Origin of the sequence: Metabacillus indicus LMG 22858 (assembly GCF_000708755.2) — a bacterium.
Classification (GTDB): Bacteria; Bacillota; Bacilli; order Bacillales; family Bacillaceae; genus Bacillus_P; species Bacillus_P indicus.
Map to the genome: position 1 here is coordinate 216,300 of NZ_JGVU02000005.1, position 23,069 is coordinate 239,368.

The 23,069-nt window shown below is 46.4% G+C and carries 25 protein-coding genes; 18 read left to right on the forward strand and 7 right to left on the reverse strand.

Features of this window, described 5'->3' with window-relative positions:
- The first annotated feature begins 129 nt into the window (after positions 1-129).
- Entirely contained in the window at positions 130-1,077 is a 948-nt protein-coding gene (locus AZ46_RS13930; protein ID WP_029283177.1) for an ATP-grasp domain-containing protein, read from the forward strand.
- 57 nt (positions 1,078-1,134) lie between these two features.
- On the opposite strand, the gene AZ46_RS13935 is transcribed toward AZ46_RS13930, so the two are convergent.
- A complete protein-coding gene (locus AZ46_RS13935) occupies positions 1,135-2,409 on the reverse strand; it encodes a YjiH family protein (protein ID WP_081414229.1) in 1,275 nt (424 codons plus the stop codon).
- A gap of 270 nt (positions 2,410-2,679) precedes the next feature.
- On the opposite strand from AZ46_RS13935, the gene nfsA reads away from it, so the two are divergent.
- The 9 genes from nfsA to AZ46_RS13980 all read left to right on the forward strand — a co-directional run bounded on the left by nfsA (position 2,680) and on the right by AZ46_RS13980 (position 12,312).
- The gene (gene nfsA, locus AZ46_RS13940) at positions 2,680-3,429 is read left to right on the forward strand and encodes an oxygen-insensitive NADPH nitroreductase (RefSeq protein WP_029283181.1); all 750 of its coding nucleotides are present in this window, start codon (positions 2,680-2,682) and stop codon (positions 3,427-3,429) included.
- Positions 3,430-3,476: 47 nt separating this feature from the next.
- Positions 3,477-4,139: a type 1 glutamine amidotransferase domain-containing protein gene (locus AZ46_RS13945; RefSeq protein WP_029283183.1), complete on the forward strand. Its 663-nt coding sequence runs from the start codon at positions 3,477-3,479 to the stop codon at positions 4,137-4,139.
- 208 nt (positions 4,140-4,347) lie between these two features.
- Positions 4,348-5,958, forward strand: a complete 1,611-nt coding sequence (locus AZ46_RS13950) for a gamma-glutamyltransferase family protein (RefSeq protein WP_029283185.1) — start codon at positions 4,348-4,350, stop codon at positions 5,956-5,958.
- Between the two features lie 14 nt (positions 5,959-5,972).
- Positions 5,973-6,536 (forward strand): chromate transporter, encoded by a 564-nt coding sequence (locus tag AZ46_RS13955; RefSeq protein ID WP_029283187.1) that lies wholly within the window; start codon positions 5,973-5,975, stop codon positions 6,534-6,536.
- Entirely contained in the window at positions 6,533-7,063 is a 531-nt protein-coding gene (locus AZ46_RS13960; RefSeq protein ID WP_029283189.1) for a chromate transporter, read from the forward strand. The genes AZ46_RS13955 and AZ46_RS13960 overlap by 4 nt, the downstream gene beginning before the upstream one ends.
- A gap of 364 nt (positions 7,064-7,427) precedes the next feature.
- Positions 7,428-8,249, forward strand: coding sequence for a PRD domain-containing protein (locus tag AZ46_RS13965; RefSeq protein WP_029283191.1), 822 nt, complete (start codon positions 7,428-7,430; stop codon positions 8,247-8,249).
- A 185-nt stretch (positions 8,250-8,434) separates the two neighbouring features.
- Positions 8,435-9,814, forward strand: a complete 1,380-nt coding sequence (locus AZ46_RS13970) for a sucrose-specific PTS transporter subunit IIBC (RefSeq protein WP_029283193.1) — start codon at positions 8,435-8,437, stop codon at positions 9,812-9,814.
- 99 nt (positions 9,815-9,913) lie between these two features.
- The gene (locus AZ46_RS13975; RefSeq protein WP_029283194.1) at positions 9,914-10,864 is read left to right on the forward strand and encodes an aminoimidazole riboside kinase; all 951 of its coding nucleotides are present in this window, start codon (positions 9,914-9,916) and stop codon (positions 10,862-10,864) included.
- A gap of 14 nt (positions 10,865-10,878) precedes the next feature.
- On the forward strand, positions 10,879-12,312 hold the full coding sequence (locus AZ46_RS13980; RefSeq protein WP_029283196.1) for a glycoside hydrolase family 32 protein: 1,434 nt from the start codon (positions 10,879-10,881) through the stop codon (positions 12,310-12,312).
- A gap of 412 nt (positions 12,313-12,724) precedes the next feature.
- On the opposite strand, the gene AZ46_RS13985 is transcribed toward AZ46_RS13980, so the two are convergent.
- The 3 genes from AZ46_RS13985 to AZ46_RS13995 all read right to left on the reverse strand — a co-directional run bounded on the left by AZ46_RS13985 (position 12,725) and on the right by AZ46_RS13995 (position 14,966).
- Positions 12,725-13,540 carry a bifunctional hydroxymethylpyrimidine kinase/phosphomethylpyrimidine kinase gene (locus tag AZ46_RS13985; protein ID WP_029283198.1) on the reverse strand — a complete coding sequence of 272 codons (816 nt, stop codon included), beginning with the start codon at positions 13,538-13,540 and terminating at the stop codon, positions 12,725-12,727.
- 131 nt (positions 13,541-13,671) lie between these two features.
- Positions 13,672-14,412, reverse strand: coding sequence for a L,D-transpeptidase (locus tag AZ46_RS13990; RefSeq protein WP_051827356.1), 741 nt, complete (start codon positions 14,410-14,412; stop codon positions 13,672-13,674).
- A 236-nt stretch (positions 14,413-14,648) separates the two neighbouring features.
- Positions 14,649-14,966, reverse strand: a complete 318-nt coding sequence (locus AZ46_RS13995; protein WP_035207519.1) for a YflT domain-containing protein — start codon at positions 14,964-14,966, stop codon at positions 14,649-14,651.
- Positions 14,967-15,664: 698 nt separating this feature from the next.
- On the opposite strand from AZ46_RS13995, the gene AZ46_RS14000 reads away from it, so the two are divergent.
- From AZ46_RS14000 to AZ46_RS14015, 4 genes are all read left to right on the forward strand, one after another.
- Positions 15,665-16,468 carry a glycosyltransferase family 2 protein gene (locus AZ46_RS14000; RefSeq protein ID WP_029283204.1) on the forward strand — a complete coding sequence of 268 codons (804 nt, stop codon included), beginning with the start codon at positions 15,665-15,667 and terminating at the stop codon, positions 16,466-16,468.
- Positions 16,469-16,575: 107 nt separating this feature from the next.
- Positions 16,576-17,340, forward strand: a complete 765-nt coding sequence (locus tag AZ46_RS14005; RefSeq protein ID WP_029283206.1) for an SDR family NAD(P)-dependent oxidoreductase — start codon at positions 16,576-16,578, stop codon at positions 17,338-17,340.
- 16 nt (positions 17,341-17,356) lie between these two features.
- Positions 17,357-17,659: an ArsR/SmtB family transcription factor gene (locus AZ46_RS14010; protein ID WP_029283208.1), complete on the forward strand. Its 303-nt coding sequence runs from the start codon at positions 17,357-17,359 to the stop codon at positions 17,657-17,659.
- A gap of 15 nt (positions 17,660-17,674) precedes the next feature.
- Positions 17,675-18,346 (forward strand): uracil-DNA glycosylase, encoded by a 672-nt coding sequence (locus tag AZ46_RS14015; RefSeq protein ID WP_029283210.1) that lies wholly within the window; start codon positions 17,675-17,677, stop codon positions 18,344-18,346.
- A gap of 81 nt (positions 18,347-18,427) precedes the next feature.
- Here the strand turns inward: AZ46_RS14015 and AZ46_RS14020 are convergent, their stop codons facing one another.
- Positions 18,428-18,775 carry a YflT domain-containing protein gene (locus tag AZ46_RS14020; RefSeq protein WP_029283212.1) on the reverse strand — a complete coding sequence of 116 codons (348 nt, stop codon included), beginning with the start codon at positions 18,773-18,775 and terminating at the stop codon, positions 18,428-18,430.
- Between the two features lie 323 nt (positions 18,776-19,098).
- Between AZ46_RS14020 and AZ46_RS14030 the strand changes: the two genes are divergently transcribed.
- From AZ46_RS14030 to AZ46_RS14040, 3 genes are all read left to right on the forward strand, one after another.
- The gene (locus AZ46_RS14030) at positions 19,099-19,389 is read left to right on the forward strand and encodes a YwdI family protein (RefSeq protein ID WP_029283216.1); all 291 of its coding nucleotides are present in this window, start codon (positions 19,099-19,101) and stop codon (positions 19,387-19,389) included.
- Positions 19,390-19,487: 98 nt separating this feature from the next.
- Positions 19,488-19,859: a DUF423 domain-containing protein gene (locus AZ46_RS14035; RefSeq protein ID WP_029283218.1), complete on the forward strand. Its 372-nt coding sequence runs from the start codon at positions 19,488-19,490 to the stop codon at positions 19,857-19,859.
- Between the two features lie 141 nt (positions 19,860-20,000).
- Positions 20,001-20,411 (forward strand): hypothetical protein, encoded by a 411-nt coding sequence (locus AZ46_RS14040; RefSeq protein WP_029283220.1) that lies wholly within the window; start codon positions 20,001-20,003, stop codon positions 20,409-20,411.
- Positions 20,412-20,449: 38 nt separating this feature from the next.
- On the opposite strand, the gene gerQ is transcribed toward AZ46_RS14040, so the two are convergent.
- Both gerQ and hemQ read right to left on the reverse strand, forming a co-directional pair.
- Entirely contained in the window at positions 20,450-20,896 is a 447-nt protein-coding gene (gene gerQ, locus AZ46_RS14045) for a spore coat protein GerQ (protein WP_029283222.1), read from the reverse strand.
- A gap of 179 nt (positions 20,897-21,075) precedes the next feature.
- The gene (gene hemQ / locus AZ46_RS14050; RefSeq protein WP_029283224.1) at positions 21,076-21,819 is read right to left on the reverse strand and encodes a hydrogen peroxide-dependent heme synthase; all 744 of its coding nucleotides are present in this window, start codon (positions 21,817-21,819) and stop codon (positions 21,076-21,078) included.
- Positions 21,820-22,070: 251 nt separating this feature from the next.
- Between hemQ and pta the strand changes: the two genes are divergently transcribed.
- On the forward strand, positions 22,071-23,042 hold the full coding sequence (gene pta / locus AZ46_RS14055; protein ID WP_029283225.1) for a phosphate acetyltransferase: 972 nt from the start codon (positions 22,071-22,073) through the stop codon (positions 23,040-23,042).
- Positions 23,043-23,069: the final 27 nt, after the last annotated feature.

A 23,069-nucleotide genomic window follows, 5' to 3' on the forward strand; every position in this document is an offset into this window, starting at 1 on the left:
GGACGGCCCGCATAAGAACCTGTTCTTTGTCCATGCCAGTAACTGACAGGGTATTTTAAATTGACAGATAATTGATGGATATAGTAGGATTAGGCTAATTTAAGTGCATCAGGATGGGGGATATGTGTAATGAGCAAAGTGTATATTATTCATGAAAATACAGAGTGGACAGATCATTTGACGAAAAGACTTAACGAACTGAATGTTCCATATGAGGAATGGCACCTCGATCAGGGGCTTGTGAACCTGTCTGAAGCACCGCCTGAAGGGATCTTCTATAATCGTATGAGCGCCTCTTCACACACAAGAGGGCACAGGTATGCACCGGAACTTGCAGCTTCTGTTCTGTACTGGCTTGAGCGTCATGGCCGCAAAGTCTATAACGGCAGCCGGGCTATCCAGCTTGAAGTAAGCAAGGTTGCACAGTATATGACCTTAAATGAACACGGCATTAAAACGCCAAAAACAACAGCTGCCGTTGGGAAAGAGGCTGTCTTAGACGCAGCGGCCCAACTTGAGGGAAAACCTTTCATTACGAAGCATAACCGGGCAGGCAAAGGTCTTGGTGTTCAGCTTTTCCATTCCATTGAAGGACTAAAGCAGTATGTAAATGGCCCGGATTTCGAGGAGCCGGTTGATGGCATTACTCTTATACAGGAATACATTCAGGCGCCTGATCCGTATATTACCCGCTGTGAATTTGTAAACGGCAAATTCCTGTATGCTGTGCGTGTAGACACGTCAGAAGGCTTTGAGCTTTGCCCGGCGGACGCCTGCCAGATTGGAGATCTTTTCTGCCCGGTCGGAGAGGAAGCGCCTGCCAAACCAAAGTTCCAGATTGTTGATGACGTGAATGAAGAAATCATATCTAAATATGAATCGATGCTGAAAGCAAATAACGTTAAAGTGGCAGGCATTGAATTCATCCGCGATGCAGACGGCGAGATCTACACGTATGATATTAATACCAACACAAATTACAATGGAGACGCAGAGGCAGAGGCCGGCAGATACGGCATGCTTGAAATTGCGAAGGTGCTGAAGGCGGAGCTTGAGAAAATGGCGCTGACTGTATAAGATGGCTGATAAACAGCAAAAGACCGTCTGGAGATCCCAGACGGTCTTTTAACGTTTTTAAAATAAAATATGAGCAATACCCACAATCACCGGCAATGTAATCAGTGTTCGAAGCAGGAAGATAATCACGAGATCCTTGAAGGAAACCGGAATTTTAGATCCGAGCAGCAGCCCGCCCACTTCCGACATATAGATAAGCTGTGTGACAGATACACAGGCAATAATGAAACGAGTCATCTCACTAGTGATATCGGCAGCAAGAACAGTTGGAAGGAACATGTCGGCAAATCCGACAACAAGTGTTTTGGATGCTTCCTGTGCTTCAGGGATCTGCATCAGTTCGAGCAGCGGGATAAACGGCATGCCAAGCCAGTCAAAAACAGGCGTATATTCAGCAACGACCAGCGCAACGGTGCCAAGAGCCATAACAATCGGTGCTACACCCATCCACATATCCAGAATGTTTTTTGCCCCGTCCTGGAAAAAAGAAGCTGTACTTGTGTTTTTTTCAGCCCTTTTCAAAGCTTGTTTATAGCCCCAGCTGAATGGCGTATAGCCCTCAGGCACCGCTTCTGAAATTTGCTCCTCCTGTCCGTGGTAATACGTATCTGCTTTTAAAGAAAGCGGAGGTATTCTCGGAAGTACAAGAGCGGCAATCACGCCTGCTAAAGTTACAGTCAAATAAAAGGGCACAAACAGATGGCCAAGGTTAACCTGCGAAATGACGACAAGGCTGAATGTAATGGAAACAACTGAAAAGCTCGTCCCGATGACAGCGGCTTCCCGCTTTGTGTAAAAGCCTTCTTCATACTGCTTGCTTGTCAGCAGAACGCCGATGGTTCCGTCTCCAAGCCAGGAAGCAACACAATCGACAGAAGATCTGCCGGGAAGCTTAAAAACAGGTCTCATAAATTTAGCGAGCAATGAACCGAAAAGTTCAAGCAGCCCGAAGTTTAACAGCAAAGGCAGAAGCAACCCTGCAAAAAAGAAAACGGAAAACAAAATCGGAAGCAGATCATTCAGCAGAAGGCCTCCGGTATTTTCAGACCAGATCCATTCCGGGCCTGCCTTAAAGAGCGTAAGCACGGCGAAAATGGCGCCAAGTACGCGTGCAATCACCCAGATAACCGGGACATCAAACAAGGCTGTAAAGAACGGGCTCTTTGCAACAAAGTCCGGTTTCATCCATTTGGCTGCAAGTGTCCCAATAAGTGTAAGAATGATGATGACGGTCATAATGGCCGGAAGCGAAGGGCCAAGCGCCTTCTGCAGCATGCCAGAGAAAATGGCTATTGGAATGGTTACTTCGCCTTTATAGCTGATCGGTACCATAAATAAAAGAATTCCCAACAGGGAAGGAAGAATGAATTTAAGGTTGTTTTTTGTCTGTGAAGTCAATTTGGATGCTCCTTACGTAAAAGTACATATTTATGTAACCTGTGTTATTTTAATGCAAACAGGCAGAAAAGCCAATGCCTTTCAGCAAATTTCCTGTATTTTCTCCTTTTTTTACCCTTTAAAAGTACTCATTAAGCCTAATATCTGCAAAAAAGGTGAAACTTAGGTAAGATAAGAAAAACGAACAAAAAGGAGAGGGATACAATGAACCAGACCATTGAAACCCTGCTGTCACACAGGTCAATCAGAAAATTTGAAGACAGAGCGTTAAGCCGCGAACAGATCCGGATGATTGTTGAAAGCGCTCAGGCTGCATCCACATCAAGCTTCATCCAGGCTTATTCTATTATTGGGGTCAAAAATCCGGAAATGAAGAAAAAGCTTGCAGAGCTTGCGGGCAATCAGCCATATGTGGAAGAGAACGGACATTTCTTTGTCTTTTGCGCGGATTTACACCGGCATGATGTGCTTGCTGAAATGGAAGGCGTCACTATTGACGAATCCCTTGAAAGTACAGAAAAGTTCATGGTCGCTGTCATTGATGCCGCTCTTGCAGCTCAAAATGCCGTCATCGCTGCTGAGTCGATGGGGCTTGGAGCCGTCTACATCGGAGGCTTGAGAAACAGCCTCAGGGAAGTGTCGGAGCTCCTCAAAACCCCTGAAAGAGTGATGCCGCTATTTGGAGTCGCTGTGGGATATCCGGCTCAAAATCCGGACAAAAAACCGAGAATTCACTTTGAGCATGTTTATCATGAAGATGTGTATGAAACGGATGAAGCTGTCTATAAAAAAGAGCTCAAAGAGTATAACGAGCTTATTTCGGAGTATTACCGCGAGCGGACTTCGGGCAAGCGCAGCGATACATGGACAGGTCAAATGGCTTCCATGCTTTCCAAGCCGACGAGAATGTACATGAAAGAGTTTACGGAAACAAAAGGGTTTAATAAAAGATAAGCCGGGAAAACTTACTGCGAATGACACTTTTAAAAGGAGCGGTAAATATGGCAAAAAAAATTCTTACAGTCGTGACAACAGCAGATAAAATAACCGATGATCATAAAACAGGCCTTTGGCTTTCTGAATTTGCAGAGCCGTATGAAGAGTTTACTTCAAACGGATATGAAGTGACAGCGGCGAGTCCGAAAGGCGGGAACGTTCCGCTTGACCCGAACAGCTTAGAGGGCGTGAATGAGGATCAGTGGCAGGAAGCAAGACAGATTTTGAAGCAAACGGTCCATCTCGATGAAGTAAACGGCGAAGAGTATGACGGGATTTTCCTCCCTGGAGGCCATGGTACGATGTTTGATTTCCCGGATAACAAAAAACTGCAGGAGCTCCTGGTGCATTTTGCTGAATCTGATAAAGCAATCGGTGCCGTATGCCACGGACCTGCAGGACTTGTCGGACCCGTTCTTTCAAACGGAAAGCCTTTAGTAGAAGGAAAGCGGCTGACAGGATTTACAGACGAGGAAGAAGTAGACACAAAGCTCGATCAGTATATGCCCTTTTTGCTTGAATCAAAATTAGTTGATCTTGGAGCCGAATTTATCAGAGCACCGAAATTCACAGACCATACAGAAGTAGACGGCAAGCTTGTGACCGGACAAAATCCGCAGTCAAGCGTCAACACAGCGAAAGAATTTGTAAAAATACTATCGAAATAATCAAATCCGGCAGATTCCTGCCGGATTTTTATGTGTAAAAAAGGATCATTTTGCTGAAGATTGTTTCACGTGAAACGCAGAAAATGGAACTTAAAAACGAATTATAGTGGATGGTACGGAAAGGCTTAATAGATTGAATATTTGACGTTTTCAGATATACTTTAGAGAAACGACATAATATGCAATGTCAAATAAGGAGAGGTTACTTATGCAGTTTGATTATCTGTATCATCCATACCCGTCTGAAAGGCAAACGGTTTTTTCAAAAAAAGGCATGGTTGCCACTTCGCAGCCTCTTGCTGCACAGGCCGGGCTCGATATATTGAAAAAAGGAGGAAATGCCATTGACGCGGCTATTGCGACAGCGGCAGCACTCACGGTCCTTGAACCGACATCAAACGGGATTGGCGGAGATGCCTTCGCTCTTGTCTGGACGAATGGCAGTTTGTACGGGTTAAACGCAAGCGGTCCTGCGCCTTCTTCCCTCTCCATCAAAGCCGTTAAAGCAAAGGGACATACTGAAATGCCTGTCTATGGGGTGACCCCGATTACCGTTCCCGGTGCCCCGTCCGCCTGGGCGAAGCTGTCAAAGAGATTTGGAAGACTGCCCTTGCAGGAAGTGCTGGCACCTGCAATCAGCTATGCGGAAGAAGGATATCCGCTCACACCGATTCTCGGGAAATACTGGTCACTGGCTTATGAGAAATTCAAGCGTACCCTTTCCGGTCCCGAATTTGAAGCGTGGTTCGAGACGTTTGCACCTGATCACCGTGCTCCGAAAATTGGAGAAGTATGGCGCTCGCCTGGGCATGCTGCCACACTGAAGGAAATAGCCGAAACAGAAGGAGAAAGCTTTTACCGGGGAAATCTGGCGGATAAAATCAGTTCGTTTATTGGGGAGCAGGGCGGATACTTGTCAAAAGAGGATCTCGCTTCCTATGAAGCTGAGTGGGTAGATCCGATTTCCGTCCGCTACAAGGGCTATGATGTCTGGGAAATCCCGCCTAACGGACAGGGTCTTGTCGCGCTCCTTGGTTTAAATATTGTAAAAGGATTTGATATTCGCGAAAAAGACAGCCTTGAAACCTATCATAAACAAATAGAGGCCATGAAGCTTGCGTTTACAGATGGAAAAGCATACATAACCGACCCGAAAGAGATGAAAATCACGACAGAAGAACTGCTCAGTGATGCTTACGGAGAGCAGCGCCGAGCCGAGATCAAAGAGCATGCTGTGGAGCCTTCCGCCTATGAGCCTGTCAAAGGCGGAACCGTTTATTTGGCCGCTGCAGACGGAGAAGGAAACATGGTCTCGTTTATTCAGAGCAACTATATGGGATTCGGCTCAGGAGTGGTCATTCCGGGGACCGGCATTTCAATGCAGAACCGCGGGCATGATTTTTCCCTTGATGAAACACACCCAAATGCCCTGAAGCCGGGTAAAAAGACGTATCATACGATTATTCCAGGGTTTTTGACGAAAGGGAATGACGCGGTTGGTCCCTTTGGTGTAATGGGGGGCTATATGCAGCCGCAGGGGCATATGCAGGTTGTCATGAATACAATCGACTTTGGTCTTCATCCGCAGGCTGCACTTGATGCACCGCGCTGGCAGTGGATGGAGGGGAAAAAGGTGCTTGTAGAGCCGCATTTTCCTTCCCATCTTGCGCAGGCTCTCACGAGAAAAGGCCACCAAATCCAGGTTGCTGTTGATAAAGGAGCTTTTGGGCGCGGACAGATTATATGGAGAGATCCTGAAACGGGCGTGCTGTCCGGCGGAACAGAATCCAGAGCAGACGGGGTCGTTGCATCGTGGTAAAAGAGACGCCGCTGATCCTGCAGCGGAATTTATTTATCGCCTTCTTCAGGTCCGGCATGCTCGGATTTGGCGGAGGCCCATCCACAATTCCGCTTGTTCACAAGGAAGTGGTCAGTACATTTAAATGGATGGATGACGACGAGTTTTCAGATGTTCTGGCCCTCGGCAACACACTTCCCGGACCGATTGCCACGAAAATGGCCGGTTATATCGGGTACCGTGTCGGAGGGGTGGCCGGCATGCTGAATGCGGTCCTTGCCACAGCCCTGCCGACAGTTATATTGATGATACTCCTGCTTTCAACACTGAACGCCTATAAAGAAGAGGCGTGGGTGAGGGGAATGTCGCAGGCCGTTTTGCCGGTTGTAGCTGTGATGCTCCTGACACTTACTTGGGACTTTTCAAAAAAATCCTCCCAGTCATTCGGGATGTTTAAGACCATTCTGCTTATGGGGTCAGCTTTGATCCTCATGGAATTTCTTCATATTCATCCAGGTATCATTATCGGTGCGCTTCTTCTTTGGGCGGTTTTATATAAACCCCGGCGGAAATCGGATCAAAAGGGGATGCCATCATGATTTATGTTCACATCTTTCTTGCCTTCTTCCTGCCCGGCATCCTCGGATACGGCGGGGGCCCTGCTTCCATTCCGTTAATAGAAAAGGAAGTGGTCGACCGCTACGAATGGCAATCGGTGAATGAATTCAGTGAAACACTGGCGATCGGCAATGCGCTGCCCGGTCCCATTGCCACAAAAATGGCCGGCCTGATCGGTTATCAGCAGGGAGGATGGCTTGGTGCAGCAGTCGGGCTGTTTGCCACCATTGCCCCTTCGCTGATTCTTATGCTGTTCCTTTTAAACATCCTGATGAAATACAAAGAATCTCCTCAGGTAAAGCGTCTTTCAGCGGTTGTCAGACCTGTCATCGCCGTCATGCTTGGAGTGATGACGTATCAGTTTTTGGATAACTCTGCGAAAGGATCTGGCATTTGGCATACGCTTTTTCTGTTTATCATCAGCCTGCTGCTTTTGGAAAAATGGAAGGTGCATCCTGCTTACGTGATTGCAGGTGCGCTTGTGTACGGAGGGGTATTCCTGTCATAGGAGCCCCTTTTTTTGTGCCTTTTTGGATTTTGAGAGATGTGCACAAACAGCTCTGATTTGCATCAATTTTAAATCATTCACAATAGTAATTTAGGTTATCAACACCCCTGTGAATAAAGTTTGGGACTCTATATATATAGTGGCGAACAGTTGTACCCACACAAAATGTGGATAGAAATTGTGGATATGTTGATAACTTCTGTTGATAACTTGTGTCGAAGTGTGGAAGATCGTGTGAATATCTTATAATTTGACAAATATTTTAAAAACGTTTACAAGATATTTACACAGAATGATGAAATTTGAGATTTTTCGTCATTTTTGTCATGATAAAGAGACTATTAGCAGGAGAGGGTCGTGTCACGTGAGAATCTACAAAGTTTTGAACAATAATGCTGCTGTCGTCCGGGACGGGGACCAGGAGAAAATTGTCATGGGACCGGGAATAGCTTTTCAAAAAAAGAAAAATGACATCATTCCAAAAAGCAAAGTGGAGAAGATCTTTGTGATGAAGGAAGAAAATGAAAAGTTCCAGCAGCTGCTGCAGATGGTTCCGGAAGAGCACATCGAGCTTGCCGAAGAGATTATCAGCTACGCAGAAGGCCGATTGATGTCTCCGCTGAGCAATCATATCCACATTGCCCTGACGGACCACTTATCATTTGCAGTCGAACGGATTCAAAATGGCTATGCCATTCAGAATAAGCTGCTGAGCGAAATTAAAGTGCTGTATAGAAATGAATTTGAAATCGGACAGTGGGCGATTAAACGGGCAGAAGAAAAGCTTGGAATCTCCCTCCCTGAGGATGAAGCGGGCCACATAGCACTCCACATTCATACAGCCAAACTGGACGCTGCAGACATGAAAGTGACAATCAGGCATACGGCCATTATCCAGGAATCAATTGATATGATTGAACGCCACTTTGGTGTGAGCTTGAGCAAGGATTCCATATCTTATCAGCGCCTGCTGACGCATTTGAGATTTGCTTTAAACCGGCTTGAGCAGAACGAAGATTTCCACGTGATGGACCGGGAGATGCTGCAGATGATTCAGAAAACCTACAGCTTCGCCTATGCATGTTCTGAGAAAATAGCGGACTATTTGAAAAAGGAATACGGCATGCAGTTTCCAGAATCTGAAATGGGATATATTACTCTCCATATTCAGAGGCTGAGCGAATAGTTTTTTCTTGACCGGAGCGTTTTCATCCCCTACAATGAAAGCGTATTACTTAACTTCATATCCGGGATTGTGACTGGTTATGCAGGCAAGACCTAAAATTTGTAAAGAGATCATTGGAGACACTCTGTCTATGATACCTTTATAAGTTTTAGGTCTTTTTCTATTTAAAAAAGGAGGAGAAAGGTATGAATTATAAAGATACTGCTGAAAAGTTGGTTCCGCTCCTTGGCGGGAAAGACAATATTATCAGTGCAACACACTGTGCGACACGTCTTCGTCTGGTCCTGCAGGATGACAGCAAGGCTGATAAAGGGGAAATTGAAGAGCTTGAAGGAGTAAAAGGAGCATTTGCAAGCTCCGGACAATTTCAGATTATCTTTGGAACAGGCAATGTCAACAAGGTGTACGAACAGCTTCAGCCGCATTTAGGCGTTCAGGAAACAGAGAATGTCTCGCATTCCGATGCTGTTAAACAGAAGATGAATCCTTTTGCCCGGTTTGCCAAAACCCTTTCAAATATCTTCGTGCCGATTATTCCGGCGATTGTCGCAAGCGGTCTGTTAATGGGGCTTCTTGGCATGATGAAAGCGTTCGAATGGGTGAGCGCTGACAGTGCCTTCATTGTGCTTCTTGATATGTTCTCGAGTGCAGCCTTCATCATTCTGCCAATCCTGATCGGTGTAAGTGCTTCAAAAGAGTTTGGGGCAAATCCGTACCTTGGGGCCGTAATCGGCGGGATTTTGACTCACCCGTCACTATTAAATCCGTGGGGACTTGCAGAAGCTAAACCAGATTACTTGAATTTTGCAGGCATGGACATTGCGATGCTCGGGTACCAGGGAACTGTTATTCCTATCCTGCTGGCTGTTTACGTGATGAGCAAAATTGAAAAAGGACTGCGAAAAGTGGTGCCAAACTCAATTGATTTGCTTATCACTCCGTTCCTTACCATCATTTCGACAGGTTTTATCGCACTGATTGCCATCGGCCCTCTTGGACGCGGGCTGGGGTCAGGGATTACAGCAGCTCTCACATATGTGTATGACACGGCAGGCTTCCTTGCCGGACTGATTTTTGGCGGAACGTATTCTCTCATTGTTTTAACGGGCGTTCATCACAGCTTCCATGCTATAGAAGCAGGTTTGCTTGCTGACCTCGGCAAAAACTACCTGCTCCCGATCTGGTCGATGGCGAACGTAGCGCAGGGAGGAGCGGGTCTTGCTGTTTTCTTCATGACGAAGAGAGCGAAAACGAAAGAAATTGCCCTTCCAGGTGCCTTTTCTTCCTTCCTTGGCATTACAGAGCCTGTTATATTCGGGGTGAATCTGCGCTACCGCAATCCATTCATCGGGGGAATGATCGGCGGAGCACTTGGCGGTGCTTATGTTGTTTTCACGAATGTGGCAGCAAATGCTTACGGACTCACAGGAATCCCGATGATTGCCATTGTGGCGCCGTTTGGAACGGCTGCCGTCGTGAACTACCTCATCGGTTTTGCCATTGCGGTTGCAGGTGCCTTTATTGCCACGATGCTTCTTGGCATAAAAGAGGAAGAGAAGAAGTAGGATTTTGGGTTTAAAAGAAGAATGAGTAAGGAAAAGAAAATCAGGCAGGGTCCGTAACCTTGCCTGTTTTTCCTTTCAAAACAGAAAGGTTTGAGTGCGATGAAAAAAGGAATAATCAGTCTTGGAGAAGCGCTGATTGATTTTATACCGGTTGATTCTGAAAACCTTGTGTATCAGAAAAGCCCAGGAGGTGCTCCGGCAAATGTAGCAGTCGGACTTGCAAGACTGGGTGCGCCTTCCTCTTTCCTCGGCAAAGTCGGGGATGATGTGCTTGGAACTTTTTTAAAGGAAACGCTTCAGTCATTGGGTGTGAATACAGACCATATGTTTCTGACAAAAGAAGCGAAAACGGGGGCTGTCTTCATTACGCTCGCAGAAGGTGGCGAGCGGTCCTTCGATTTCTACATTGATCCGAGCGCAGACCGGTTTTTGCATGAAGAGAATTTAGATGTGTCCCTGTTTGCTGAAAGCAAAATTCTTCACTACGGATCGATTTCGATGATAAGCGGGCCTTCAAAAAGTGCGACAGTCAAGGCGGTCGAACTTGCACGGGAGAACGGAATGATTGTTTCCTACGATCCCAATCTGAGGCTCAGCCTGTGGGAAAACGGAGAGACAGCCAAAGAAACGATTTTATCTATGTTCGGCAAGGCGGATCTGATCAAAATATCAGAGGAAGAACTTGAATTTTTGACAGGTGAATCTGACATTGAAAAAGGTGTAGAGAAACTGGCTGCTTATAACATTCCGCTGCTGTTTATCACTATGGGAAGCGAAGGCAGCTATGCATTTACAAAGAATGGGGCAGTCAAAATCGACGCGATGAGGGTGAATGCAGTCGATACGACAGGTGCAGGAGACGCCTTCGTATCGGGCATCCTTTATCAGCTGCACGAGCTTGAAACGCATCCGGGTGAGCTGGCTGCGGATGAACTGAAGCGAATCGGCCGATTTGCCAGTGTATCGGGCGGCCTTGCTGCATCTGTAAAAGGTGCTATGACCGCTTTGCCGACTCTTGGCGAAGTGGAAAACATTCTGAAAAAGAGATAAGGAGCTGAAGCGATATGACAAAGCGGGACGCTGAACTGAAAGAAGCCGCCTATTTGGAAGCGGAAATGAATAGAGAAATGGTTGAAAGCGATCCGTATCGCCTTAAGCACCACATTATGCCGCCGGTCGGTCTGCTGAATGATCCGAACGGCTTCATACAGTGGAAGGGTGTCTATCATCTTTTTTATCAGTGGATGCCGTTTAAGACAGGGCATGGTGCTAAATTCTGGGGACATTACACATCTCAGGATCTTGTGAACTGGAAGCACGAACCGATTGCACTCGCTCCGAGTGAATGGTATGAAAAGAACGGCTGCTATTCAGGCAGTGCAGTGGACGCTTTCGATAAAATGCATCTTTTTTATACAGGAAATGTAAAGGATGAGAACGGGGAGCGAGAGACCTATCAATGCCTGGCCGTATCTGAGGATGGTCTTCATTTTGAGAAAAAAGGCGTTGTAGCTGAGCTTCCTGAAGGCTATACCGCTCATTTCCGCGATCCAAAAGTGTGGGAGCATGATGGAAAGTGGTACATGGTTGTCGGTGCCCAGACAACTGAACTCAAAGGCCGTACAGCCATCTTCTCTTCTGAGGATCTTATGAAGTGGACCTATTTAGGCGACGTGGCGGGTTCTCATACAGAGCAGCTGGGTGAATTCGGCTATATGTGGGAATGCCCCGACCTGTTTCATCTTGACGGCAAAGACATTCTCATCGTCTCGCCTCAAGGCCTTAAGCCGCAGGGAATGCTGTATCAGAATGTTTACCAGTCCGGCTACTTCTCCGGGGAAATGGATTATGAATCGGCAAAACTGACGCACGGTGACTTCGCCGAGCTTGACAGAGGCTTTGACTTCTATGCACCGCAAACAACAGAAGACGAGAAAGGCAGACGCCTGCTGTTCGCCTGGATGAGCGTGCCGGATCAAGCGGAAGACAAACATCCAACCATCCCGCATAAGTGGATACACAACATGACATTTCCGAGGAAATTGTCGATGCGTGGAGAGAAACTTGTTCAGCAGCCGGTCGAAGAGCTGGAGGCATTGAGGAAAACAGAAGAGTCAGTGCCTGGCATCAGGCTGCAGGCGGGAGAGAAGCACCAGACGGCTGGAACTGTTTTTGAACTGAAGCTTGAGAACCTGGAAGTCAGATCCGGCCTTTCCGTTTCCATTAAGAACAATGCGACTCTTCACTATTCCAGTGAGGAGAAAGTCTTTACGCTGACCCGCACAAGCTATGCTGACGGACAGCCGGAATCAAGACAGTGCCGGCTGGAGCACCTATCTAACATTCATGTATTTGTTGACACCTCATCCATTGAAGTCTTTATCAATGACGGAGAAGAAGTGTTCACAGCAAGATTTTTCCCGGAACCGGATGAAAAAAGCATCGTGGTCTCTGCAGAGGGAGAGGCGGCTTTTGATTTGAAGAAGTGGGAGCTGTGATGAACTCGGGTGACAGGTTTTTGATGGAATTGGAGCCCTGTAATCAGGTGCGGCTGGGTTATGGGGCAGCAAAAAAGGAAAATGGTGCCCTGTAAAGTGGCGCAGCTGAAATATGGGGCAGCAAAAAGTAAAAATGGTGCCCTATAAAGTGGCACAGCTGAAATATGGGGCAGCAAAAAGTAAAAATGGTTCCCTATAATTTGTGCGGCTGAAATATGGAGTAGCAAAAGGTGAAAATGGTGCCCTATAAAGTGATGCAGCTGAAATATGGTGCACCAAAAAGTAAAAATGGAACCCTATAATAAAGCACGGCTGAGATAAAGGGCATAACAAAGTCGCGCTGGCGGCACAGAGGACAGCACAACGTCCAAAACAAAATCACCCGGCATCCGCCGGGTGATTTTTTCATAAATTACTTATCTCCATGCAAACGCAATGCAGCATGATTTGTCGGTCCTACGTATTCATTCAGAGGGAAGGAATGACGGATGGCTGCCGTGATGAACTCTTTTGCTGTGTAGATGGCTTCTTTAACGGAAGCTCCTTTTGCAAGTTCAGCCGCAATCGCTGCCGAGTATGTGCAGCCTGCTCCGTGCGTGTAAGATGTGTCAATGCGCTCGCCTTCAAGAATCTGAAATTCTTTTCCGTCGTAGAGCACGTCCACTGCTTTTTCATGATCCAGTTTGCCGCCGCCTTTTACAAGGACGAATTTCGGGCCCAGGTCAAAAATCTTTACAGCTGCTTCTTTCATTTGATCAACAGTTGTAATTGTACCAATTCCGCTCAGTTGTCCTGCTTCAAATAAATTTGGCGTGACGACTGTCGCAAGCGGAGTCAGAATCTCTCTGAGGGCATCCGCCAGGTCAGGATAAAGCACTTCGTCTGCTCCTTTGCAGACCATAACAGGATCCACAACAACATTTTGCACATCGTATTTCTTTATCGTATCGGCCGCAAGCTTGATAATATCAACTGTAGGGAGCATGCCGGTTTTCATGGCGTCAACGCCGATGCCTTCCACAATTGTGGCTGCCTGAGCTTTAATGGTTTCAAGCTCCACAGGGAATACCTGGTGATGCCACTCGTTTGCAGGGTCCATCGCAACTACTACGGTCAACGCTGTCATTCCGTAAACGCCGCGCTCCTGAAAGGTTTTTAAATCTGCCTGAATGCCGGCACCGCCGCTGCTGTCTGATCCGGCGAACGTTAGGGCTTTTTTCATTGTCATAAGTATGTGTACCTCCATCCGGGTGATTAAGCGTATCTTCTCTCCTATTATAACAATTTCAAAAAAGGTTAGCCATGTTGGAGGAATGGCTGTAAGCGTGTCTGTCATTTCTCCATGCAAAAAGCCGGCGATTAGGACCCGCCGGCTTGAGCAGAACATGATACATCCATTTTTACATGAATGTCAGGGAAGTATATGCGGCCCTGCAGCTTGCTTTTGATGCATGAGAGAGGGTCTTCGGGGGCAGGCTCGGGTTTTGGTTCCGGTTTTGGCTCCGGCTTTGGAGCAGGCTTCGGTTTTGGCACAGGTTTCTCAGCCGGCGCCTTTTCATCATCTGCAGGAGGTGAATCTGCAGGCAGGGAATTTGGATAGTTGTTTGCTGCGGCGATTGCTTCAAAGGAGTGAGTGGAGTGCAGAATAATAACAGATGTGCCGGTTTGAACCTGGTCAAAGAGATAACGGATTTCTTCATTGTGCATGCGGATGCAGCCTGCACTGGCATAGGTTCCGATGGAGTTTGCGTTGTTATTGCCGTGAATGGCGTAAGTGGTGCCCTCCGTCCCAAGTGCCCTGAGGCCGAGCCACCTGTCGCCTAAAGGATTGCGGCTGTCTCCTCCTGGAATGTTCTCTTTGTAGTAAGGGCGGTTTTTGATCTTATTGACAATTGGAAAGGTCCCTTCCGGCGTAAAGGAATTGTCTCTGCCGGTAGCGACATGAAAGACGCGTATGAGCTTTCCATTGTCAAAAAAGGCCAGTTTATTGGTGCTTTTGTTGATGATGATAAGCTGCGGAATGCCGTCGGCTTTTGCCGGAATTGAAGCTTGAGAAAACAGGAAGAAAGCCGTGATGAACGCGAACAGCCATTTTTTCATTTCTCTCTAGTCCCCTTTTAAATGAATACAAGAAAAGATTACCAGACTGGATTTGAGGAATGTGTAGAATCTTCTTGTCGAATGCTGATAAAGGAAGTCTTTCTTTACCGTTCATTCTATTCGTGAGACGCAGTGGAGCGCATAATTGTTCCGTGAGAAATAAAAAATAGGCGTGCCTCGTCTGGACGAGACACGCCTCACATCTATATTGAGTAGGGGGAATATAGATTGCGTGATTACTGCTGGGCGATAATGACAACTTTGCCTTTATCGAGTTCTTCTTCCATGTGTGCTGCTTCATTTTCCGTCAGGCCAAGTGAGGCCATTTTAGAACGCAGCTCATCTCCGCGTGAACGGAATACGTTTTTCATAGACGAGAAGACGCCTTGTTCTGAAACGCCTACGCTTTCCGTATCTGTTCCCGATGTAAGATGCTTAGAACGGTTCGGGTCATGGGCGAATAGATAAATATCATCCTTTGTGAACCCTTCAACTTCAAGGTGATTGATTTTTTCGGTGGCTTGTACGCCGTTTTCAACAACGAATGTCTTCATAATCGATCTCTCCTTTTGTGCTGATGGTTTATATTTACCCCGTGTAATTATTTTTAAAACAAGCTTTATAAAAAGCTGTTTTTATGCTGAATCTAGATTTCAAATCGTACCCGTTCCCTTTCGCTCCAGTCACTTGCTTTCCGCGGGGAGCCCCGGGAGCCTCCTCGCTTCGCTTGCGGGGTCTCCCGTGTCCTCTTCATCCCGCAGGAGTCAAGTGCCTTCCGCTTCAGTCCACTGGTGTTTTAAGCTTATATTCAGGAAACAAGTACGAACGTATCCTGTATTATGAAGAATGCCATCAAATATCTAGGATATTGAAAGGCAAAATTGCGGTCGCGAATGTAGAAGAGGGTCATTTACACAGAAAGGTTTTCACTTTTGAAAAAAGTTTAACCAAATTAACCTACATTTTTTTGAGTGAAGAGCTAGTGTCGTTCCTGATAGCTCAGATTCGCCCTTCACACTGTTTTCCGCTCGCTGAAGAGAAAAGTCCAACTGCTTTTGTGCCTTCCGGGGCCCACACCCTCTTCATCCCTCAGGAGTCAAGTGCCTTCCGCTTCAATACACTGAGTTTGAATCTGTCCATAATAGCGGAAATTACAACAAAATAGCATGCCAAATCCTTCTGTCAATAAGCATCCCATGCCCGTTTATGGTTTAATGGATTAAAGAAACCAACAGAAATGAGGGGGATAAGCGTGCGAATTTCGATTGTTATTGTGACGTACAACCGGTTATATGCACTGGCGGATCTGCTGGAATCTATTGCCGGCCAGACACGGATGCCGGAAGAAATTATTATTGTGAATGATGGTGGAGAGTCAGTTGACTCCCTGAAGGAGTTTTATCATGAATTACCTATAAAGGTGGTTGATCTGAGAGAGAACTGCGGGCATGTTCATGCGAGGAATGCCGGGATTGAGGCTGCTTCCGGTGATGCCATCATGCTCAGTGATGACGATGATTATTTCACTCCCGGGCATATTGAGCGGATGGCCGGGGAGCTTTCAGACGGTGCTCAGTTTGTCTATTCAGATGTGGAAATTGTTACGTTTGAAGAAGAGAATCATGTCCGTCTGCCTGTAAGCAGGAGGCTGTTTGCCTATACATATGATCCGGATGAGATGAGGCGCTTTTCAACCTATGTGCCGTCGGGCAGTCTTTATTTAAAAAGCATTCACAGTGAGATTGGCTATTTTGATCCGGAGGTCCACAATTATTGGGACTGGGACTTTTTCCTGAGAGTGTCTGAAGCATTTTCCGTGAAGCGGGTTCCGGTGGCAAGCGTCATCTATGCCTTCTCTGCAGGCGGCAGCCATCAGTCTTTTTCCCTTAATAAAAAAAGACAGTCGTTTCTTGAAGTCCTTTGTGAAAAACACGGGCTTGGAAAGCTTCCGCAAAAAAACTTCTTTGTGCTCCTCGAAGAGCCGGAGCTGAAAAAGAGAGAGGCCGAAAGCCGGATTGTCTGGGACGGCAGGCCGATTCGGTCAAGACTGGTTTAACTCCTGCTATGCGGGAGTTTTTTATTTGTGTTGTTTGACTTTTTTGCACATCCAATATATTATATGTTTAAACATTTAAACAAACAAACAGAAGGAGACCTTTAAAAATGAAAACAGTATTGATTACAGGAGCATCAGACGGCATCGGAAAAGAACTTGCTTATAAATATGCGCAGGATGGATACCGCTTAGTCCTGGCTGCGCGCAGCGAGGAGAAATTACAGAAGCTTGCAGAAGAACTTAAGCCTGCACCTGTCATCGTGAAAAGAAAAGACTTAAGCGATATGAACCAGGTCCGGGAGCTATACGAAGAACTGAAGGCTGAAAGTGTATGTGTAGATGTGCTCGTAAACAACGCAGGCTTCGGCCTGTACGGAGAATTTCTCCGCACATCTGCTGATGAAGAGCTCAATATGATTGATCTCAATATTAAATCCATTACCCTGCTTGCCAAACTGTTCGCACCCGATATGGCTGAAAGAGGTTCCGGTCATATTCTCAATGTTGCTTCGACAGCGGCCTTTCAGCCGGGTCCGCTTATGGCTGTGTATTACGCCACAAAAGCATATGTGTTATCATTTAGTGAAGCCATAGAAAATGAACTTAAAGGGACAGGGGTCAGTGTTTCCGTACTTTGCCCCGGACCGACAAAAACCGGTTTCAGCGACCGTGCCAACCTCGGCCAGTCCAAGCTTTTCAAAAGCGGGGTCATGGATGTCAAAGAGGTGGCGGACGCGGCTTATAAAGGGCTGCACAAGAAGAAAACTGTTATTATCCCTGGACTAAAAAATAAAATGCTCGCAGCAGCCGTACGGTTTATGCCCCGCAAAACGGTAACAGGGGTTGTGAGAAAAACACAGGAACGTGCGTAAGAAAGGTGTGAAGTGAATGGGAGATCAGGCAATTGATACATTTCGATCTTGCATCCCATTATTCCATGCTCTCGGAGATCCCGCGAGACAGGATATAATTTTATTACTGGCAGAAACAGAGCGGCTGACCGTCAACGAAATTGCGGATCAGTCCAGACTTTCAAGACCGGCTATTTCCCACCATCTGAAAATCTTAAAAGATCAGGGACTGGTTGTCACTGAACAGCAAGGAACAAAGCGCTTCTATTCTTTAACACTTGAAGATTCAGTTTCCATGCTGAAAAAACTGATTTCATTAGTAGAAGAAACCTGCATGTGATTGGGGGAAACACAATTGAAACAGCTTCTTCACGACGGCTGGTGGCAGTGGCTTAAACCCGAATTTGAAAAATCCTATTATGCAAAATTGAGAGAATTCCTGAAAGAGGAATACGCATCTGAAACTGTCTACCCTCCCATGAATGATATTTTTCATGCTCTCGATGCAACATCCTACGAGAATGTGAAAGCCGTTATCCTCGGTCAGGACCCATACCACGGGCCGAACCAGGCACACGGGCTGAGTTTTTCTGTGCAAAAAGGAGTGAAGCAGCCTCCTTCACTGCGCAATATTTTTCTCGAACTGAAAGATGATCTCGGATGCGAGCCTCCGGATCACGGCTGCCTCGAAAAATGGGCAGACCAAGGTGTGCTCCTCTTGAATACGGTCCTCACCGTGCGGAAGGGACAGGCTGCCTCCCATAAAGGTCAGGGATGGGAGACCTTTACCGACCGGATCATTGAGCTCCTGAACGAACGGGAACAGCCGGTTGTGTTTATTCTATGGGGAAAGCATGCAGCGGCCAAAAAAGAGCTAATTGATGAAAACAGGCATGTCATCATTGAGTCGCCTCACCCAAGTCCTTTTTCTGCACGCAGAGGGTTCTTCGGAAGCAAACCGTTTTCAAAAACAAACGAAGCACTGCGGAAACTGGGACGGGATGAAATTGACTGGGAAATAGAATAAGAGTAAACGCCTTGGACCATCCGTTCCCAGGCGCTCTGCATGAAAAAAGGAGGTGCCTCTGCACCTCCTTTTTGTCAGCCATTAAATTCCGCCGGTTACGCGGTCGCGGTTTGTTACCATCAGAAGGATCTTACCCTCATCAAGCTTTTCTTCATATCGCTCAGCTTCTTCCTTGCTGAATCCGATCTCTTCAAGCTTTGTGCGGAGCTCGTCTCCTTTTTTGCTGAAAATGTTGCCTACTGCGCTGCCTAGACCCATTTCAGAAAGTCCGATTGTGTTGGCGTCCGCATTGCCTGCTACACGGTTGGTGCGCTCGTCATCGTGTGAAAGAATATAAATATCCTGCTTATCAATACCCTGATTTTTCAGCTCATTTACATCCTGCTTCAATACTTCATCATTTGTGTATTCTTTTACTGTCGGTTTCATATTCAATCACTCTCCTGTTTAGTAATACTAGTTATTTATCACCCGGGCTCGTGATGTAAACCTCTTTTTTACAGGCGGTGTGCAATAACTCCTGCTATAATAGGGGGCAAGGAAAAAGAAAAAGGCAGGATATCAGATGAACGTTCAGCAGATCAACTGTTTAAAATGTGCACATTACTACGTGACCTGGGATAGACAATTTCCCAACGGATGCAGGGCTTTCGGCTTTAAATCAGCTGCAAGGCCATCTGTTGAGGTAAAAAGATCTTCAGGTGAAAACTGCTTAAAATATACGCTCAAAAAATGATAATGGAGGAACGAAAATGGATATTCATATTTCAAAGCTGCTTGCAAAAATGGAAAAAGAGGTCCGCATGGCGATGAATGGGTCAAGCGAGTCAGAAGTAAGAGAGCGTCTGCTCGCTGTTAAGACTCTGTGCGATCTTGTCCTTGACGAAAAAAGCGGGGAATCTTCAGAACCGTTCAAGCCGAAGCTGCAGTCATCAAAGCCTTTAGAAATGGATGCTCTTCAGCTGCAGAAGATGATGGGCGCCTCATCCTTCAATAAGAAAAAAGAAGAGGTAGACAGCGGCGATTCCCTTTTTGATTTCTAATTATCCGTTGACGAATACGCTTCCTGCCTTTGCTTTGCAGGTGCGTTAAGGTAAGATGAAAGCAGATGTCAGATTTTAAAATCGGGGAGAAGATAATTGTGAAACTATTTTTAATACTTGCTGCTGCAAATGCTTTTTTATCAGTTGCACTCGGCGCATTCGGCGCACACGGGCTTGAAGGGAAAATTCCTGAGAGATACTTGAACATCTGGGAAAAAGCCGTCACCTATCAGATGTTTCACGCAGGCGGTCTGTTTGTCATCGCGTTTCTCATGGACAAGCTTCCGCAGGCAGGCATGCTGAACTGGGCGGGATGGCTGATGTTTATCGGCATTCTGCTGTTTTCGGGAAGCCTGTACGTTCTTGCTGTTACGCAAATCAGTGTTCTTGGTGCCATCACTCCGCTTGGGGGACTTTCCTTCCTTATTGCCTGGGTAATGATTATCATTGCAGCCGTGAAATTCTTGTAATTTGTGTTGAAGAGCTCCGCCTGAGGCGGGGCTTTTCTCATGAGGCCGGGCTATTCTGAGAGAAGAGTTCTGACCGCCTTTTTGCTACCCTTAAAATTCAGCTGCATGGTAAAATAATGAAAAAGGAAGGCGGGGAGAAGAGTGAAGAAAATACTGACGATTATTGCGAGTATCATGATCATTGGAGGGCTTGCCGGAGGGTTAAGCTCCATATCAACCATCTATAAAATGGTGTCAGAAGAGAATCAGCAGTATTACGAGCCGTACGGACTTTTTTATATTCAGATGCTTCCCGGACTGTCGATCTTTGTTTACCTGATGATCGGCGGCAGCCTTCTGCTCGCCGTATCGGCTTTTTTAAAGCGATATGAGGACAGGACGAGCATCATGGAGAGCTATGTTCACACACTTGTGAAAGAAGAGCCCAAACCAGTGCAGAGTACGGTTTCACAGGCAGAACAGGAAACCATTGCGCTTTTTAAACAGGAGAAGCAAAAGGACGTATCGCCTGACGATACAGGCGAAGACGACCGCTATTACTGGAAAGGCTAAAAAAGAGCATACACGGTATATGCTCTAAAGATCTGACCTTATCTAGGCGAATATGACGTCATATCGTATGGATAATAATAGGCGATCTCCTCATCAAACGTAATGTAATCAAGGTAGATGGTCAAAAGCAGGTACCTTTTAGACGTTTTCGGATCACTCAGAATGATATGATCGCGGCCGGCCGCTTCAATCACGCCTTTAAAGATTTTTGAGTTCCACTCTTTGCTGTTTTCAAATGTCATGTAGATCGTCGCAACTTTTCCGCGGTTAAGCCTCAGAATGTTTTCGACATATGATTCTTCAAGCGGCAGCATCCCGCCCTGTGCCTGAGTCGGAGTCTGCTGCTGCCCGCCCTGCATACCTTGCTGTCCGCCGCCCTGCTGCTGTCCAAATTGCTGCTGCTGCCCGAACTGCGGCTGCTGCTGACGGTAATCATATCCATAAGGATTAAAGCCTGCTCCAAACTGATTGAAACCTGAATTCATAATAACCCTCCTTAATCAGTAAGAATTGAATAAACACCAGAATCATTTGCCCCGCGATGGCGCAAAGAAGCAGTGTGACTGGATGAAAGATCAATCTCACTCATTTATAGGTATGAACGGAAAATAAGCGTTATGACACAAAAAAAGCCCCTGCCTGATCCGGCAAGAGCTTGTGAACGTTAAATATGGAAATAGCTGTACAATTTATCTTCAGGAAGAATATTTCCGACAAAGAATGTGCCAAACTCGCCGTAGCGCGCGCTCACTTCATCGAATCTCATCTCATATACAAGCTTTTTGAATTGAAGCACATCATCTGAAAAGAGCGTAACACCCCATTCAAAATCATCAAATCCGACAGATCCTGTAATGATCTGCTTCACTTTGCCGGCATACTGACGGCCAATCATGCCGTGGCTGCGCATCAGGCTTTTGCGTTCTTCCATCGGAAGCATATACCAGTTGTCTTCGCCGTTTCGGCGCTTATCCATCGGATAGAAGCAGACATGCTTCGCTTCAGGAAGGGAAGGATACAGACGGGCAAGAACCTGCGGATTCTGATATGGATCTTCTCCTGCAGGAAGATAGTTGCTGAGTTCCACGACTGACACGTAAGAGAAGGTCGGAAGGGTGTAATCAGCAAGCTTAGATTTATTAAACTCTGTTTCAATGACATTCAGTTCTTCCATCGTAGGGCGCAGAATCATCAGCATAAAGTCGGCTTTTTGTCCGACGATTGAGTACAGCGCCTGACTTCCCTGCTTCTGCTCATCTGCAAGTCCCCATTTTTCAAGCAAACCCTGAAACTCATAAATGGCTGACTGGCGTTCATCGCTGCTTGCCGTTTTCCAGAGCGCCCAGTTCATTGCGCGGAAATCATGCAGGCAATACCAGCCGTCAAGTGTTTGTGCAGCTTCACTCATGTACGTTCACTCCGTTTCATCATACTTATTTACGCTATTTACTATACCACAGTTTGTCCATGGAATAATGAAATCAGACTCTGCTGCACATATTAAATAGGGATGTTTAAAGGGAAAAGTGTTTGTCTATTTAGAAAATAAAGAATTTGTCGTGTAAGCGCTGCATTGGTCCCGGCTTGTTTGAATTTGCTTGAAAGTGGAGTATCCTTGTCTGTAGAGTGTTTGTTTTTAACAAATTAGGAGGTTTTGGAATGTCTGATTTATTTAGTCTTTTAAAAGAGAAAGTATCAGGAAAAGAGCTGAAACTTGTTTTCCCTGAAGGAACGGATGAGCGTATTCTTACAGCTGCAAACCGTCTTGCCGGAGAAGGCATTCTCGTGCCGATTCTTGTCGGAAGCAAAGATGAGATCACAGCAAAAGCGAATGAACTGAATCTTACACTTGAAGGTGTTGAGATCTATGATCCTCAGACATTTGAAGGCATGAATGAGCTTGTGGCATCTTTTGTAGAGCGCCGCAAAGGAAAAGCGACAGAAGAACAGGCTCAAAAGATTCTATTGGATGAAAACTACTTCGGCACAATGCTTGTTTACACAGGGCAAGCACACGGACTTGTAAGCGGCGCGGCGCATTCTACAGCAGATACTGTTCGCCCGGCTCTTCAAATCATTAAAACAAAAGAAGGCATCAAAAAAACATCAGGCGTGTTCATCATGGTGCGCGGCGATGAAAAATATGTCTTTGCAGACTGCGCAATCAACATTGCCCCAGACAGCCAGGACCTTGCTGAAATCGCCATCGAAAGCGCGAAAACAGCAGACATGTTCAACATTGAGCCAAGAGTGGCGATGCTCAGCTTTTCAACAAAAGGCTCAGCTAAATCACCTGAAACAGAGCGTGTAGCAGAAGCTGTGAAAATTGCAAAAGAAATGGACCCGACGCTTGTGCTTGACGGCGAATTCCAATTTGACGCTGCGTTCGTACCTTCCGTGGCAGCTTCTAAAGCTCCGGACTCCGTTCTTAAAGGCGACGCTAACGTATTTGTTTTCCCAAGCCTTGAAGCAGGCAACATCGGCTACAAAATCGCTCAGCGCCTGGGCAACTTTGAAGCAGTAGGCCCAATCCTGCAGGGACTGAATGCACCGGTTAACGACTTGTCACGCGGATGCAACGCAGAAGATGTATACAAACTTGCATTGATTACTGCCGGACAGGCAATCTAATAGAACGGAAAGAGACAGCAGCCGCTG